This is a genomic window from Arthrobacter sp. MMS18-M83, assembly GCF_026683955.1.
GTDB lineage: Bacteria > Actinomycetota > Actinomycetes > Actinomycetales > Micrococcaceae > Arthrobacter.
The window spans coordinates 2,869,582-2,883,736 of the sequence record NZ_CP113343.1; the positions used below are offsets into that span (position 1 = coordinate 2,869,582).

15 protein-coding genes are annotated in these 14,155 nt (G+C 63.5%); 2 read left to right on the forward strand and 13 right to left on the reverse strand.

The features are described from left to right. Nucleotides 1–7 precede the first annotated feature (7 nt). From OW521_RS13590 to uriH, 5 genes are all read right to left on the reverse strand, one after another. Complete coding sequence (locus tag OW521_RS13590) at nt 8–1,600, reverse strand: ABC transporter permease (RefSeq protein WP_268020161.1); 1,593 nt, start codon at nt 1,598–1,600, stop codon at nt 8–10. Further along, nucleotides 1,597–2,559, reverse strand: coding sequence for an ABC transporter ATP-binding protein (locus OW521_RS13595; protein ID WP_268020162.1), 963 nt, complete (start codon nt 2,557–2,559; stop codon nt 1,597–1,599). Before OW521_RS13595 ends, OW521_RS13590 begins: the two co-directional genes overlap by 4 nt. A 161-nt stretch (nt 2,560–2,720) precedes the next feature. Further along, nucleotides 2,721–3,665, reverse strand: coding sequence for a ribokinase (locus OW521_RS13600; RefSeq protein ID WP_268020163.1), 945 nt, complete (start codon nt 3,663–3,665; stop codon nt 2,721–2,723). Further along, entirely contained in the window at nt 3,662–5,089 is a 1,428-nt protein-coding gene (gene uriT / locus OW521_RS13605) for a uridine transporter UriT (protein ID WP_268020164.1), read from the reverse strand. Before uriT ends, OW521_RS13600 begins: the two co-directional genes overlap by 4 nt. Beyond that, nucleotides 5,090–6,154: a uridine-preferring nucleoside hydrolase UriH gene (gene uriH, locus OW521_RS13610; protein ID WP_268020165.1), complete on the reverse strand. Its 1,065-nt coding sequence runs from the start codon at nt 6,152–6,154 to the stop codon at nt 5,090–5,092. 163 nt (nt 6,155–6,317) lie between these two features. Here uriH and OW521_RS13615 point away from each other — a divergent pair, with 163 nt between their 5' ends. Further along, nucleotides 6,318–7,355 carry a LacI family DNA-binding transcriptional regulator gene (locus tag OW521_RS13615; RefSeq protein ID WP_442781157.1) on the forward strand — a complete coding sequence of 346 codons (1,038 nt, stop codon included), beginning with the start codon at nt 6,318–6,320 and terminating at the stop codon, nt 7,353–7,355. Nucleotides 7,356–7,361: 6 nt separating this feature from the next. On the opposite strand, the gene OW521_RS13620 is transcribed toward OW521_RS13615, so the two are convergent. The 7 genes from OW521_RS13620 to OW521_RS13650 form a co-directional block, all read right to left on the reverse strand. Next, complete coding sequence (locus tag OW521_RS13620) at nt 7,362–7,985, reverse strand: LysE family transporter (protein WP_268020166.1); 624 nt, start codon at nt 7,983–7,985, stop codon at nt 7,362–7,364. A gap of 121 nt (nt 7,986–8,106) precedes the next feature. Then, a complete protein-coding gene (locus OW521_RS13625) occupies nt 8,107–8,505 on the reverse strand; it encodes a type II toxin-antitoxin system VapC family toxin (protein WP_268020167.1) in 399 nt (132 codons plus the stop codon). Beyond that, entirely contained in the window at nt 8,466–8,807 is a 342-nt protein-coding gene (locus tag OW521_RS13630; RefSeq protein WP_268020168.1) for a type II toxin-antitoxin system Phd/YefM family antitoxin, read from the reverse strand. The genes OW521_RS13625 and OW521_RS13630 overlap by 40 nt, the downstream gene beginning before the upstream one ends. Further along, the gene (locus OW521_RS13635) at nt 8,800–9,261 is read right to left on the reverse strand and encodes a hypothetical protein (RefSeq protein ID WP_268020169.1); all 462 of its coding nucleotides are present in this window, start codon (nt 9,259–9,261) and stop codon (nt 8,800–8,802) included. Before OW521_RS13635 ends, OW521_RS13630 begins: the two co-directional genes overlap by 8 nt. A 48-nt stretch (nt 9,262–9,309) precedes the next feature. Beyond that, the gene (locus tag OW521_RS13640) at nt 9,310–10,563 is read right to left on the reverse strand and encodes an RNA polymerase sigma factor (protein ID WP_268020170.1); all 1,254 of its coding nucleotides are present in this window, start codon (nt 10,561–10,563) and stop codon (nt 9,310–9,312) included. Between the two features lie 3 nt (nt 10,564–10,566). Beyond that, entirely contained in the window at nt 10,567–10,926 is a 360-nt protein-coding gene (locus OW521_RS13645) for a YciI family protein (RefSeq protein ID WP_184739637.1), read from the reverse strand. A gap of 113 nt (nt 10,927–11,039) precedes the next feature. After that, complete coding sequence (locus OW521_RS13650; RefSeq protein WP_268020171.1) at nt 11,040–11,855, reverse strand: methyltransferase domain-containing protein; 816 nt, start codon at nt 11,853–11,855, stop codon at nt 11,040–11,042. Nucleotides 11,856–11,941: 86 nt separating this feature from the next. Here OW521_RS13650 and OW521_RS13655 point away from each other — a divergent pair, with 86 nt between their 5' ends. Next, nucleotides 11,942–12,784, forward strand: a complete 843-nt coding sequence (locus OW521_RS13655; protein ID WP_268020172.1) for a hypothetical protein — start codon at nt 11,942–11,944, stop codon at nt 12,782–12,784. A 144-nt stretch (nt 12,785–12,928) separates the two neighbouring features. On the opposite strand, the gene OW521_RS13660 is transcribed toward OW521_RS13655, so the two are convergent. After that, a complete protein-coding gene (locus OW521_RS13660; protein WP_268020173.1) occupies nt 12,929–14,155 on the reverse strand; it encodes a pyridoxal phosphate-dependent aminotransferase in 1,227 nt (408 codons plus the stop codon).

A 14,155-nucleotide genomic window follows, 5' to 3' on the forward strand; every position in this document is an offset into this window, starting at 1 on the left:
CCGTTGCCTAGGTGCACACCAGATCGCGACGGCGGTAGCCCACCAGCCCGGCAACGGCCAGGATGGCGGCGATCGCCAGGGTCCACCAGGTCGAAAGCCAGTCCGTTCCGGCCGAGAAAACGTGAGGAACAACGTGGAAAGGACTCGTATCGAGCAGCCATTCCGGGACCTTCAATATCGGCCCGAAGAACGTGAGCAGCAGCCAGTAAACCAGGAGCAGCCAGGCGAGCGAACGCAGTTGCGGGGCAAGCCCGATGAGGGCAAGGGCCACCCCCACGGCGAGCCATATCGCTGGAAGCTCGGCGGCGCCCTGCAGCACCACCTTGCCCACGTCGAGGGGAGAGCCGGAGACGTTGGACGCGGTGGCCAAAGCGAGGGAGCAAATGCCCATCCCCACCGCGGGAGCAAGGATGGAAAGCGCCGCAGTCGGTATGACGTGGCGCAACCGTGACAGCGGGGCGGACAATATCCACTCCGCCCTGCGCTCCTCTTCTTCCGCGAAGAAACGCAGGGCGAGCTGAATGCCCATCACCGCGCCGATGATCCCCAGGATGAGCACCAGGACTTCGACGAACGCGTAGGTTAGTTGTTCTTCCGTTGCGACCCGGAAGGCGATCATTTGCCTGACGAAGGGGTTGCCGGCAAAGGCGCTGCTCAGGGTGCCCGTGACCAGACCGAACACCGTGCCCAGAATCAACAGGTTCACCCCCCACGTCCACAGCGGCAGGCGGTTCAGCCGCGAGGTCAAGCCCCAGATGCCTGAGCGTCCCCGAGCCGGACCGGGCCTGGTGGGGATCAGTCCGAGACCAAAATCCCGCCGCGAAGACAACCACGCGGCGAGGATCACCAGTATTCCGCCGGCCCCCACCAGGAGCAGCAGCGGCCCGGCATTGTTTTCCGATGCCGGACGGATGTGCTCCGCCCAGCCCAGCGGACTGGCCCAGAGCAGCCAATCGGAGTCTTGGAGGGTGTCACCTAGTCCCCGCACGAGGTAGCTGATGCCGAGCACCGTACCTGCAAGGGTGTTGGCTGTGCGCGCCACGGAGCCCAGTTGCGCGGTCGCGGCTCCTACGCCTGCGAAGGCCACCCCAGTGCCTCCCATAGCGCCCCCCAGCGCATAGGCCGACGCGGTCGGCGCTCCAGCCAGCGTCAACGCCGTCCCCACCAACAAGGCCAGTCCGGCGGAGGCCAGCCAGGCGAACAGGACGGCGGACGTCAGCCTCGCGAGCCTGCCCACGACTCCCGAGTCCAAAAGCTCGGCTTGTCCTGAGTCTTCGGTTGCCCGGGTATGCCGGGTTACTGCGAGAATCGCCATGAGCGCGGCGAAGAACATGCCGAACATCTGGATCCGCCACGTGGTGAAGCCGATCGCGTTGCTGAGATCCGTTGCGGGGCCTAGGAGCAAAGAGAAGGCCGGGTTGGTGGAAAGGCTCGATTGGAGAGCCAAGGCGTCCAACGGCGTGGGGAAGAGGGATCCGTAAACCGCGTAGACAACTACCGGAATGACCCCGAAGGCCAGAAACCAAGGCAGCAACTTCCAACGGTCCAAGCGGACCGCGTGGCGCAGCAGGGGCAGGGTCCCCGTGAACGCGCGGTTCATGGTGCGCGCCTACGGCCTCGCCCGGCGAAGAACGAGGTGTTCAGTTGTTGGTCGTCCTCGTTCCCGGAAGGATCATGTTGCTCGCCGTAGTGCTGGAGGAACAGGTCTTCAAGGCTCGGCGGTGTCACCGTCAGCGCGGACATCCCGTGGCGGGCAAGCACGCTCATTGCGTCCCCAAGGGTCTCTGCGTCCACGCTGAAATGCACGCGGTTCCCCTCGATCCTCAGATCCGCGATTCCAGGCAACGCGGCCAACGCCCCGGGGTCATCATCGAGCGTCGCCGAGACGTTGGTGCGGGTCCGGCTGCGCATCTCTTCAAGGCTGTTCGTCTCCACGACCTTCCCTTTGCGGATGATGCTGATGCGGTCGGCCAGGGCTTCCACCTCGGCGAGGATGTGGCTGGAGAGCAGCACGGTACGCCCCAAGGTCCGTTCCCGGAGGATTTCCTCCCGGAAGGTCGCTTCCATCAGTGGATCCAAGCCGGCAGTCGGCTCGTCCAGGATCAACAGCTCGGCGTTGGAGGACAAGGCAGCCACGATGGCCACTTTTTGCCGGTTGCCCTTCGAGTAGGTGTGCCCCCGCTTGGAAGGATCCAACTCAAGGGTTTCCAGGAGATCTTTGCGGCGCTTTTCGTCCAATCCACCCCGCAGTCTGCCGAGAAGATCGATGGCCTCGCCTCCGGTCAGGCTGGGCCAGATGCTGACATCCCCTGGGACATAGGCAATGCGCTTGTGCAGTGGGACCACGTCCCGCCACGGGTCACCGCCAAGAACCTTGACAGTGCCCGAGTCCGCTCTGAGGAGGCCAAGGAGAATACGGAGGGTTGTCGATTTGCCTGCGCCGTTCGGCCCCAGAAAGCCATGGACTTCGCCTTCGAGGACCTCGAGGTCCAATCCGTCCAGGGCCCTGAACCGCCCGAACGATTTCACCAGCCCCGAAATGCTGACCGCGGCAGTCATGGAGTGAGCATACTCCCGCGCCGAGAGCGCGGACAGTATTCCCTGCGGACGGCCCGCGGACGCCTCAACTTCCTACCGCTTTTGACCTACGTTGACGTCACCGATGGGGTTTTCCGGGGAAACGGAACCGGAAAACTGGTAGGAAGTTGAGGCGGGCTAAGTTAGGAAATTTGCAAGTGCCCCAGGACTTCCTCGGCCCCGGGGTAGGCGGCTTGGGTGCCTTTCTTGGTGGTGGCGAGCGCCGCGGCAACCGATGCGAACGCCGCGGCCTCCGCCAGGGTCTCACCTGCCGCGAGGCGCGCAGCCACTGCACCGGTGAAAGCGTCACCCGCGCCGGTCGTATCCACTGCATTGACCTTTGTAGGCGCGATCCGGGAGATCTGTTCCCCGGACGCGGCGAGTGAATCCAACACCACCGAGCCGTGGGAACCAAGGGTAACCAGCACACGCTGCAATCCCCGCTCGGCGAACTGGTTCCGGACCGGCTCCCAGGCGCTTGCGTGCGCGCCGGGGTGGGGCATCTCGGCGTCGCCCAGAAACATGGAGGCTTCATGGGCATTGACCAGCAGGACATCGCTCAAGTCGGCCAGGCTCTGCGGGATCTCGGCGTATGGCGAGAGGTTGAGCAGAACCGTTGCTCCGGCGTCGTGCGCTGTTTTGGCGGCGGCCTCAACAGTCTCAAGTCCGACCTCCAGGCAGAGGCAGAGCACCGCGGCGTCGTCGAAGGCGTCGGCCGACACATCCGCAGGGGCGAGCGTTCCGTTGGCGCCGGCCGAAATGATGATGTTGTTCTCCCCGTTCGCGTCCACCGCGATCACCGCGACGCCTGTGGCCACATCCGCGGAACGGCGGACGCGCGACACGTCCACGCCTGCGCCTTCCGTGGAGGCGAGGAGCATGGCGCCGTTGGAGTCATTGCCGACGGCGCCGATCAGGCTTACCGTGCCGCCCAGCTTGCTCGCCGCGACCGCCTGGTTGGCGCTCTTGCCGCCGGGATTGACCGCGAAACCGTTGCCATGGACGGTTTCGCCCGGGAGCGGGAGCCGCTCGCAATAGATCGTCAGATCAGCGTTCAAGGACCCGACGACGACGATCCTGCGGATCACTTTTCAACCTCGGCTTCGAGGGGCTTGGGAATGAGCAGCGATGCCGCGAAGGCGGCAACCGTGATGGCCAGGCCGACGACGACGACCGTCAGGTAGGAGGCCTTGGCGTCGCCGAGCGCCGAGGTCGCCACGAGGACCGCAGGCAACACCAGGAAGCTCAGGCCAGCGCCGAGGTTGAACGCGCCGGCGTTCATTCCGGGCAGGAAGCCGGGGTTACCAGCCGGGGAGAGGACAACTCCGAGTCCGTTGAGCATGATGTTGACCGTACCGGCGTACATGATGCCCAGCAAGGCCGTTCCCACGATCATGAGGGGCAGGCTGCCGAGGCCAAAGAACGCGATGATGGCCAGGGCAACGATGCTGCCAAGCATGCCGATGCGCAGGACTTTGGTGTAGCCGAGCACCGGGGCGAGTCGGCCACTGATGGGTCCGAATACCCAGCCGAGGAGGGCATACGGGGTGAGGATCATGAGCGACATCTCGGTGGGGCCGACGCCGAAGCCGGGTGCAGCTGCCTGGACGTAAGCGGGGACGATGCCGTTGATGACTGCGAAGATGCCGGTCATGGCGAGGGTGGTGGTGAGCAGTGGTGCCCAGGTGGAACGTTGGCGAAGGTGGACGGTTTCCACCATCGGCTCCTTGGAGCGCGTCTCAACCGTCCAGAATGCGGCGAATGCGGCAACAGCAACGGCGATCAGCCCGATGGCCAGCATCAGCGTGCCGGAGGAGAAGGCGCCCACTAGCTTGGAGCCCTCGTTGAGCGCCGTCAGGAGCGCGCCCACGGCGATCACGATGAAGAACACGCCCAGCCAGTCCATGGTGGTGCCGGCGGCTGGCTTGCTCTCACCGGCAAGGAAAGCGATCAGGGCTGTGGCCACGACTGCGAGGCCGACCATGAGCCAGAAGATGCTGCGGAAACCGAAGTGCTCGGCGAAGTAGCCGCCCACGAAGGAGTCGACGCCGGCCACGCCGCCGTTGACTGCCGTGATGAGGCCCATCAGGGCTCCGTACTTGCGCGGGTTGTTGACCGCGGAGCGGAGCATGATGAGGCACAGCGGCACGGTGGGGCCGCTGACTCCCTGGATGATGCGGCCCACGAATAGCCACGTGACATCCGGGGCCGTGGCTGCGACGACAGAGCCAACCGCCATCAGCAGCATCATGCCGAGGAGGATCTTCTTGCGTCCCACAATGTCGCTCAGGCGCGGCAGGAAGAGCGAGAACAGGGCTGCGGCGGTGAAGAACCAGGTCTGGGAGAGGCCGATGACTGCCTGGTCCGCGTGCAGTTCGTTGCCCATGGTGACCAGCGCGGGGCTGAGCATGGACGCGTTGAGCTGGAAGGCCACGCAGGCGGCCAGCAGGGCGACCATGAGGGCGGTGACGTTACCGCGGGTGGTCTTGGTTTCGGTGATCAGGGTGGTCATTTACTTGGCCTCTCCGCTTGCTGCAGCGGCTACTTCGACGGCGACGGCGGTGCTGGCGCCGCCGATGGTGGCGGGAGCGCCGGCGTCGGGCTCTCCGATGCTCGGCTCTCCGATGCGGACGATCGCATCGGTGACGAGGTTCCAGAACTTCTCGTGGTCGAGGTCGACGGCAACGGAGGTATTGCAATCAGCCGGTGCGGGGCTACGGAAATCGACCACGGTCATGCCAAGGGTGAGCTTGCCCTGCAGTTCGATGTCCACGGGGACCTTGCGGGTGGTCATCACGGTGGGATCGATGACGTAGGCCACGGCGCAGGGATCGTGGACCGGTGGATAGTCGAATCCTTGGGCGTCTTTGTAGGTCTTGGTGAAGAACTCCATCAGTTCCATGACGAACTTGGCCGGCCGGGTACCCACTGCGGCGATCTTCTCGACAACCTCCGGGGTGGCCAGGGCCTGGTGTGTGAGGTCCAGGCCGACCATGACCACGGGCCATTTTTCGTTGAACACGATGTGTGCGGCCTCGGGGTCGATGATGATGTTGAATTCTGCCACTGCGCTCCAGTTGCCCACGTGGTAGCCGCCGCCCATGAGGACAACTTCCTTGACGCGTTCTACGATGCGCGGCTCCTTGCGGGCGGCCATGGCGATGTTGGTGAGTCCCGCGGTGGGAACCAGGGTTACGGTGCCCGGCTCGTGCGCCATGATCGTTTCAATGATGAGGTCGACGGCGTGGCGGGAGTCCAGCTCGATGGTGGACTGGGGCTGCTCGGGGCCGTCCATGCCGGTTTCGCCGTGGATGTCCGGCGCGGTTTCGATGGAGCGAACCAGCGGGCGGTCACAGCCGGCGGCAAAGGGAACACCCGTGATGCCAGCGATGGTGCCTACCGAAAGGGCGTTGCGGGTGACCTTTTCGAGGGTCTGGTTGCCAACCACCGTGGTGACGGCGAGCAGTTCGATGTCCGGGTTGCCGTGGGCCAGCAGTAGGGCCACGGCGTCGTCATGCCCGGGGTCGCAGTCCAGGATGATTTTCTTGCGTTCACGGGTCATGGTGTTGGGGTCCATGTTCATCTCCACGTCATTGGGGCCTGCGTAAGGCAGGGCGCTAAAGCATTCAAGGGAATTCTGGCACCGGCTCGTGCGTCACGTCAAGCGCTTAACGCAAATCGCGTCAAGCGCTTGATGCCTTGCGGGCCGGGAACAGCTGGTTCCCGGCTACGATCGATGTATGGAATCGGCGGAACGAGTGCAGCAGGCCCTGGTCCGTACGCAGCGCGTGACTGCGGCGATGGTGGCCTCCCTGGCAGGGGTTTCCACCGCCACGGTGTCCTTGGTTGCCAACGGGAAAACCCAGGGCAGGGTGTCCGAGGAGAACATTTCGCGCGTCCGCCAGGCCATCGCCGAGCTTGGTTACGTGGTGGACGGCATCGGCAGTTCCTTGGCCAAGGGCGTGAGCTCGATTGTGATCCTTGTGGCGCCGGACATTTCCAACCCCTTTTTCGCGAAGGTCATCGCCGGGGTCCGGGAATCGCTTGGTTCCGATTATCAACTGTTGCTCTCAGTGACCGACGCCGGTGAATTCCCGCGCGCTGACGACGTCCGGAAGCTCCTTGCCCTTCGCCCTGCGGGACTGCTGGTAGATGCACCCAACGCGGCATTCCTGGAGGAGCTGTCCGTTGCCGGGCCGCTTGTCCTTCTCGATGCCCCGGGCCTTGAAACCTACGCCCCGTCGGTGAACCTCGATGTTGCCCATGGCGCCCGTGAGCTGGCCGCACATCTTGCTGCTTCGGGGCACAAGCGCGCGGCCTACGTGGACAGCGTGACGGGAACGGCAACGTTCGAGGTGCGCCGGGCGGCATTCTTGGATGAGGCAAGCGCTCGCGGTATTTCCGTGGCAGACGCGCATATCACCAGTACAACCATCGACGTCGGGGCTGCCGCGGCTGCCTTCGCTGCCGCCTGGCCGGATTGGCAGCGTGCCGGGGTCACCGCCGTCGTCTGCGGAACGGACACGCACGCCTACGGTGTGTTGCAAGAGGCCCGTGTGGCTGGTGTCCGGATTCCGGAGGAACTGGCCGTTGCCGGCTTCGACGATCTGCCGTATTCGGCCACGAGCAACCCGAGCTTGACCAGTGTGCATTTGCCGGCGACGACACTTGGGCTCAAGGCTGGCGAACAACTCCGCGGTCTCATGGAAGGCCGTGTGCTGGAGCCGCCGCAGCTGACGCTGGAGAGTTCGTTGGTGGTGCGAGGCTCCACGGCTTAACGCTCCCTAGTGGATGACGGCGAGTAGCACGCCCACCGACATGAACAGTATGCCGAAGGTGCGGTTCAGGACCTTTTGCCCATGTTCATTGTGCGTAAACCGTTGGAATGAACGGGCTGCCAGAGCGAAGAAGAACCACATTACGCAGATGTCAATGAAAACGATCGTGGTGCTGAGGACCAGGTATTGCGGAATCAGTGGCTGCCCGGGGCGGATGAATTGCGGCATGAAGGCCAGGAAGAAAACGATCGCCTTGGGATTGAGCAGATTGACCCACACGCCCCGCTGGAACATGGACCACGCCGGCTCGTTCCTTCGGGCTTCCACCTTCTCTTTGTCCAGGTCCGGCCGGTGCAGGAACTGCCGGATGCCCATGTACACCAGATAGGCCGCCCCGGTGTAGCGGATCACGTTGAAGACCACGGGCGAGCTCGAGACCAAAACCCCCACCCCGAGGGCCACGATCAGGATGTGGATGATCAGTGCCGCCTGTTGACCCAGCACTCCCCAGATGGAGCGGCGGAATCCGGAGTTGAGCGAGTTGCTCATGGTGGAGATGGCGCCCGCGCCGGGAGTGAAACTGATCAGGGTACCGGCGCCCACCAGGGCCAGCCAAAGCGAAATTTGCACCGATCCAGCTTATGCCCGCGGGACGCGGCGCCCGGACGCGTGGCTACTCGGATGCTGTGGCTACTCGGGACGCGGCGCCCGGACGCGTGGCTACTCGGAGCGCAACTGCCTGAATGCGCCGCTACCAGACCGTCTCGACCAACGGGAACCTATGGAATTCCTGATCGGCCGTGATGACCACCATGGATTCCACGATGGCTTGCGCCGCGATCAGCCTGTCGAAGGGGTCCCGATGCTCCCAATCGAGGTGTCCGGCTGCGAGTGCATGCACGCTCTTGATGGACAGTTCCTCGTTGCACAACTCGGCGACGTGGCGCCCATAGCCCAGAAGCAGGCCATCCAAGCCCGGGAGCTTTCCCAGCTTGTGCTTGTAGCCGAGTTCGTAGGCGCTAGCCGATGACGCAACGAGCGGGTTATCGAAAGATTGAATGACACGTCTCGCCTTGGGGGAGAGCTTTCGGGGATCGGTGAGAGCCCAGATCAGGGCGTGGGTGTCGAGGAGGTAAGGGGTGCTTCCCACAGTGCAAGTTCCTCCTCGTCCATGGGCTCAAGAAAGTTGTCCGGGAGCTGTCCTTTGACGAATCCAAGGCGGCGCTTCGTGGGAGGCTCGATCATTACCAGCCGGGCGACGGGCCTGCCGGCCTTGGCGATAACCACTTCTTCGCCCCGTTCAACCATATGGAGAAGTTCGGAAAGGCGGGTTTTTGCTTCCTGGACGTTGTACTGTGCCATGTTGACCAAGTCTAGTTGGTCAACCTCTGCGGCGTAAGGCACAGCGGCTCGATGGGTGTCCGCGACCCCCGGACGGCGACGTTCACTCACATCGGCCAAACCTCGAATGCACCCAGTGAGTCATGGTGCTGGGGAGATCGTCTCCTAATGAATATTGGTCGAAGTAGGAGTGCGGGCCGTTGGACATGTACCCCGTGTCGTCGAGCCCAAAATGGCCGATCATGTGAAGCCCGCGCTCCTTGGCAATGCCGCTGAGTTGCTTCGCCTCCGCAAGAATTGGCTGTTCATCGAAGTAGTCGTCCTCGACCCAGATCCCCGCGTGCGCGATAGCAAAATACTTGGTCCCCTCGAGATCCGGATGTTCCAGGATGGCGTCCTGGAAGGGTTTCAGGCTGCCTTCAAAGGACTCGCTCACAACTCTGATGCTTTCGAGCTGCATCTCGGCGTCGAGGCCGATCACCACGAGTCGTGGGCGGAGCTTTCCTTCTTGGACAATGAGCGGACGGGCGAGGAGTTCGAGGTCAAAGCCTGCTTGAATGATCATGATCCGAGGCTATTCGCGGCCGCAAGCCACGGACAGGCGGCATTTTTCCTATGTGGACAACTGCCCGAGTTTGGCCGCCTTCACCAGGAGAAACTGCCGCTCTTGCAAGCTTCCCGTCATCTTTGCCGCGGCAAGAAAACACTCCCGGGCACCGGCAAGCTCTCCGGACATTTCGAGCAAATGCCCGCGAACGGCGTCGAGCCTGTGCCACCTTTTAAGCTCCACATCAAGCCCATCCAGTAGCTCAAGGGCCGCGCGCGGTCCTTCCACCATTGCCACCGCAACGGCGCGGTTGAGCGTCACAACCGGGCTTGGGGCCATGGCTTCGAGAACCTTATACAAAGCGAGGATCTGCGGCCAATCGGTCTGGTCCGCGGAGGCCGCCTCGGCATGGACCGCCGCGATTGCGGCCTGCAGCTGGTAGGGCCCCGGACGACCAACGCCCAGCACCGTTGACAAGAGTTCAAGGCCCTCGGCGATCTGCGCCGTGTCCCACAGCCCGCGGTCCTGCTCGGCGAGCGGCACCAGCATGCCGTCCGGCAGTGACCTCGCCCGGCGCCGCGCATCGGTGAGGAGCATGAGGGCAAGAAGTCCGCCCACCTCGAGCTCGCCCGGGAGTAGCCCCCACAGGAGCCGCGTAAGACGGATGGCCTCCGCGGTGAGGTCTTCGAGTTGCATGGATGGGCCGGAACCCGCCGCGTAGCCTTCGTTGAAGATCAAGTACAGGACGTGGAGTACGACGCCGAGCCGCGCCTTTCGCTCGCCAGTTTTCGGGAGCCCGAAATGGGCTCCGGCCTTCTTGATGCCCTGCTTCGCCCGGCTGATCCTCTGGCCCATGGTGCTTTCAGGGACGAGGAACGCGCTGGCGATTTCCGCCGTCGTGAGCCCTCCAACTGCCCTCAATGTCAGTGCCAGCTGCGAGGGTGCCGAGAGAGCGGGGTGGCAACAGAGGAAGAGGAGGGTGAGGGTATCTTCTGCAAATCCGTCCGCGTCGCCAACTGAAGAGGATTCCTCGCCGGGCGGCGGCTCCAACGCTGCGGCGCGTTCTTCGCGAGCCTGCCGGGCACTTTCACTGCGCCAGTGGTCCACCAGGCGACGCGTGGCGACGGTGAGCAACCACGCCTTGGGGCTGTCCGGGACACCGGACGCGGGCCATTGCAACGCGGCCTCGAGCAGAGCCTCCTGGACGGCGTCCTCGCACTCTGCAAATTGCCCGTGCCTGCGCACGAGCACGCCAAGGACCTGCGGCGCGAGCGCGCGCAGCAGGTCCTCGAGAATGGGTTCCCCGGAAGGCCCGGCCAAACGCTATACCTCCGGCGGCTCGTCCTGGACACGGCGGAGTTCCACGACCGGCGCGTATTTCACGATGCTGGAGCAGATTTCCACGGCCCGTTCCTCGCTTGCCACATCCACTACCCAGTAGCCGATCAGCGATTCCTTGGCTTCGGCGAACGGCCCGTCAGTGGTGATGACCCCGTTGTCCGTCTGCTTGACCAGCTTTGCGGTGCTGGCATCGGCAAGTCCTGCGTTGAAGACCATCTCTCCGGAATCGGTGAGATCCTTGTCGATCTGGATCATGAACCCGATCATTTCCTTGATCCATTCGGGATCGGCGGTCTCCATCATGCCTTCGGCAGAGCCAAACATCATGATCATGTATTTCATCTCGAACTCCTTATGAAGGGCGCTCCGTGTGGGCGCTTTCATCCATGGGTCGGAACTGCAGGACGGTTTTCGACATAGCTTGGTGGAAAATCCTAAGAATCTTTTGGGGGCCGCTACGCCCGTGCGATGACCTCCCCGTTCGGGATCAGGAAGAAGCCATCATCAGTGGAGCCCCAACGGTGCCAACCAGCGGCAATCCGCGCCAGATCGGCCTCGTTGGCCAGCCCGTATTCCAGCGCTTGCTCGGCAAATGCCGAGTGCAGGACGCGCTCGCTCCACACCCGTGACTGCCAGCGGCGCTGCTGCGCGGTGGCGTAAAGCCAGTTGCTGCTGGAGGGAGCGACGTCGGTGAAGCCCGCCTGCTGCGCCCAGGACACGAGCCGCCGTCCGGCGTCGGGCTCTGCTCCGTTCCGGCGGGCGATCTTCTGGTAAAGCTCCATCCAATCGTCGAGTTCGCGGACCTCGGGGTACCAGCTCATGCCGTGGAAATCGGCGTCGCGCACCGCCACGATGGCACCGGGCTTGGCGACCCGCCGCATTTCGCGCAACGCGGCCACGGGGTCGGTCAGGTGTTGCAGGACTTGGTGGGCGTGGACGAGGTCGAAGGTCTCGTCCTCGAAGTCCAGATCGTAGATGTTGCCGGTCACGAATTCCACGTTTTCCACGCCACGTTCGGCCGCGAGCGAGGCAGCCTGGGCCACAATCTCGGCGGAACGGTCCAGCCCGACTACCTTCGCAGGAGCCACCAGCTCCGCGAAGTCGCAGGTAATGCTCCCAGGTCCGCATCCGACGTCGAGCACTGACGTCCCGGGGGTGAGATGCGGGATGACAAACGCGGCAGAGTTCTCGGCTGTCCGGGAGGCATGGGCGCGTACGACGGACTCGTGGTGGCCGTGTGTGTAGACGTCTTCAGGCTTCTGCTCGTTCATAGGGAAACGCTACCCCGATGGAGTCGAAAGCGAGCGGAACTTGGGCGAAACCTTGTTTTCGACTGCCCGCCTGCCACAATGGAACCATGGCCGCAGCGAGGTGGGGTCAGGGGTCGCAGCTGGGGCGCGGATCGGGCCTCGGTGGGCTGCGTGACGGACCATCCCCGGACGCCTTGCGTCGCCCGTTCTTCATTGCGGCAGTGGCCGTCTTCGCCGTCGTCGTCCTGGCTGAAATCGGCCTTTCGATCCTCCTTGGCGGGACCGCCGCCGAGCCCGTTTCCCCCGACCAAGCGGACAAGCTCGGCGTTCCTATCGACGTCTTCCTCAAAACCCAACGCGCGTCAGCTGCGCCGCCGGGCGCGGGAATCGGTTTTCTTGCGTTCCTGGACGGGCTGTTGCTGTTCACCGTGGTGATGCTCGGGCTCAGCCTGATCATGGACCTCAGGGTTTACGGGCGGGTTCAAGGGATCGTCACCTTGATTGTCACGTTTCTCTGGGTGGTGGGCGCGTTCTTCACAGCCCTTTTGGCGTTGGCAAAGCTGTTCCTGATGTTCGGCCTGTTCGTGGCTGCACCCTTTGGGACCATTGCCTACCTGGCGTTATGGGGGAGTTTTCCCACGAGCCAGGCGGCGGCCATCCTTGCCCTCCTCCTGCTGCTGAAGATCGTTTTCGCAGTGTTGCTGGTCCTGAGCCAGCCGAAATTCCTGAAGGTCACCGGGCTTGTGGTGCTGCTTCTAGTATCAGTCCTCCTGCAGCTTATTCTTGGCCTCATTCACGGATTCCTCCCCGGCCCGCTCGTGTCAATCGGGGATCAGTTCTGGGCGCTCATCACGGTGGTGGTGGCCTTGGTGTGGGCACTCATCATGCTCATAGGGTCCGTCCCGGCCATCATCAACGCCCTGCGGGTCAGCGGCTCGGCAGGCGACTGACATCCCGGACGCTCGCTCACTTTTAGCGACCTTTTGGCAGATCCTCGCTCACATCAGGTGAGTGGGGGTTGGGGGAAACCCGGCTATACGTGAGTGGGGGTTGGGGGAAACCCGGCTATAGGTGAGTGAGGGTTGTGAGGGGCCCTACTCCTCCGGTCGGTTCCGATAGGCGGCCAGGAACGTGGCGATCCTGCGCACGGCCTCTTCGATCTCCCGGACGGACGGCAGGATGACAAAGCGGAAGTGGTCCGGGGTTGGCCAGTTGAAGGCCGAGCCGTGGGAGACCAGGATCTTCTGGTCCTGCAGGAGTTCCAGGACGAATTTCTCGTCGCTCTCGATCGGGTAGATCTCAGGATCCAGCCGCGGGAACAAATACATGGCCCCGGCCGCCGGAACGCAACTCACCCCCGGGATGGCCGTCAGCAGCTTCAACGCCAGATCCCGTTGTTCCCGGAGCCGGCCGCCCGGCCTGATGAGTTCCTCGATGCTCTGGTAGCCGCCCAAGCAGGTTTGGATGGCGTGCTGCGCTGGAACGTTGGAGCACAATCGGAGGGACGCCAGCAACTCCAACGCTTCACGGTAATCGGCGGTGGCAGCGTGCGGACCGGTCACTGCGACCCATCCCGCACGGTACCCGGGCATCCGATAGGCCTTGGAGAGGCCGCTGAAGGTCAGGACGCAGATATCGTCGGCCACGGAAGCGGTGTGGATGTGCTGGGCGTCCTCGTAGCGGATCTTTTCGTAGATCTCGTCAGAGAAGAGGACCAGATCGTGTTTGCGTGCCAGCGCCGCGAACTGCTCCAGGATGTGGCGAGGGTATACCGCGCCGGTGGGGTTGTTCGGGTTGATGATGACGATGGCCTTGGTGCGCTTAGTGATCTTGGCCTCGACATCGGACATGTCCGGCCACCAGTTTTGGCCCTCATCACAGAGATAGTGCACCGGATTACCGCCAGTGAGGGTCACGGTGGCCGTCCATAGCGGATAGTCCGGCGCGGGGATGAGGACCTCGTCGCCGTTCTCCAAGAAGGCCTGCAGCGTCATGGAGATCAGTTCGCTCACACCGTTGCCGATGAAGATGTCCTCGACGCCGATATTCATCAGGTTTTTGGTCTGGTAGTACTGCGAAATCGCTGTCCGCGCCGTGAAAATCCCCTTGGAATCGCTATACCCCTGGGCGCCGCGCAGATGGTGGATCATGTCCACCACAACGGACTCGGGCGCTTCCAGTCCGAACGGTGCGGTGTCACCAAGGTTCATCTTGAGGATGCGGTGCCCTTCGGCCTCCATGGTCTTGGCCGCTTGGAGGATGGGGCCACGGAGTTCATAACGGACGTTCTGTAGTTTGCTGGAGTGCTGCATCGGACGCAT

What these genes read in the sequence shown, in the direction of transcription:
- OW521_RS13590 (WP_268020161.1), bottom strand. Translation starts at nt 1,600, where the DNA reads ATGAACCGCGCGTTCACGGGGACCCTGCCCCTGCTGCGCCACGCGGTC.
- uriT (WP_268020164.1), bottom strand. Translation starts at nt 5,089, where the DNA reads ATGACCACCCTGATCACCGAAACCAAGACCACCCGCGGTAACGTCACC.
- OW521_RS13655 (WP_268020172.1), top strand. Translation starts at nt 11,942, where the DNA reads ATGGCCGCAGCGAGGTGGGGTCAGGGGTCGCAGCTGGGGCGCGGATCG.
- OW521_RS13635 (WP_268020169.1), bottom strand. Translation starts at nt 9,261, where the DNA reads ATGATCATTCAAGCAGGCTTTGACCTCGAACTCCTCGCCCGTCCGCTC.
- OW521_RS13615 (WP_442781157.1), top strand. Translation starts at nt 6,318, where the DNA reads ATGGAATCGGCGGAACGAGTGCAGCAGGCCCTGGTCCGTACGCAGCGC.
- OW521_RS13650 (WP_268020171.1), bottom strand. Translation starts at nt 11,855, where the DNA reads ATGAACGAGCAGAAGCCTGAAGACGTCTACACACACGGCCACCACGAG.
- OW521_RS13660 (WP_268020173.1), bottom strand. Translation starts at nt 14,155, where the DNA reads ATGCGTCCGATGCAGCACTCCAGCAAACTACAGAACGTCCGTTATGAA.
- OW521_RS13645 (WP_184739637.1), bottom strand. Translation starts at nt 10,926, where the DNA reads ATGAAATACATGATCATGATGTTTGGCTCTGCCGAAGGCATGATGGAG.
- OW521_RS13595 (WP_268020162.1), bottom strand. Translation starts at nt 2,559, where the DNA reads ATGACTGCCGCGGTCAGCATTTCGGGGCTGGTGAAATCGTTCGGGCGG.
- uriH (WP_268020165.1), bottom strand. Translation starts at nt 6,154, where the DNA reads ATGGACCCCAACACCATGACCCGTGAACGCAAGAAAATCATCCTGGAC.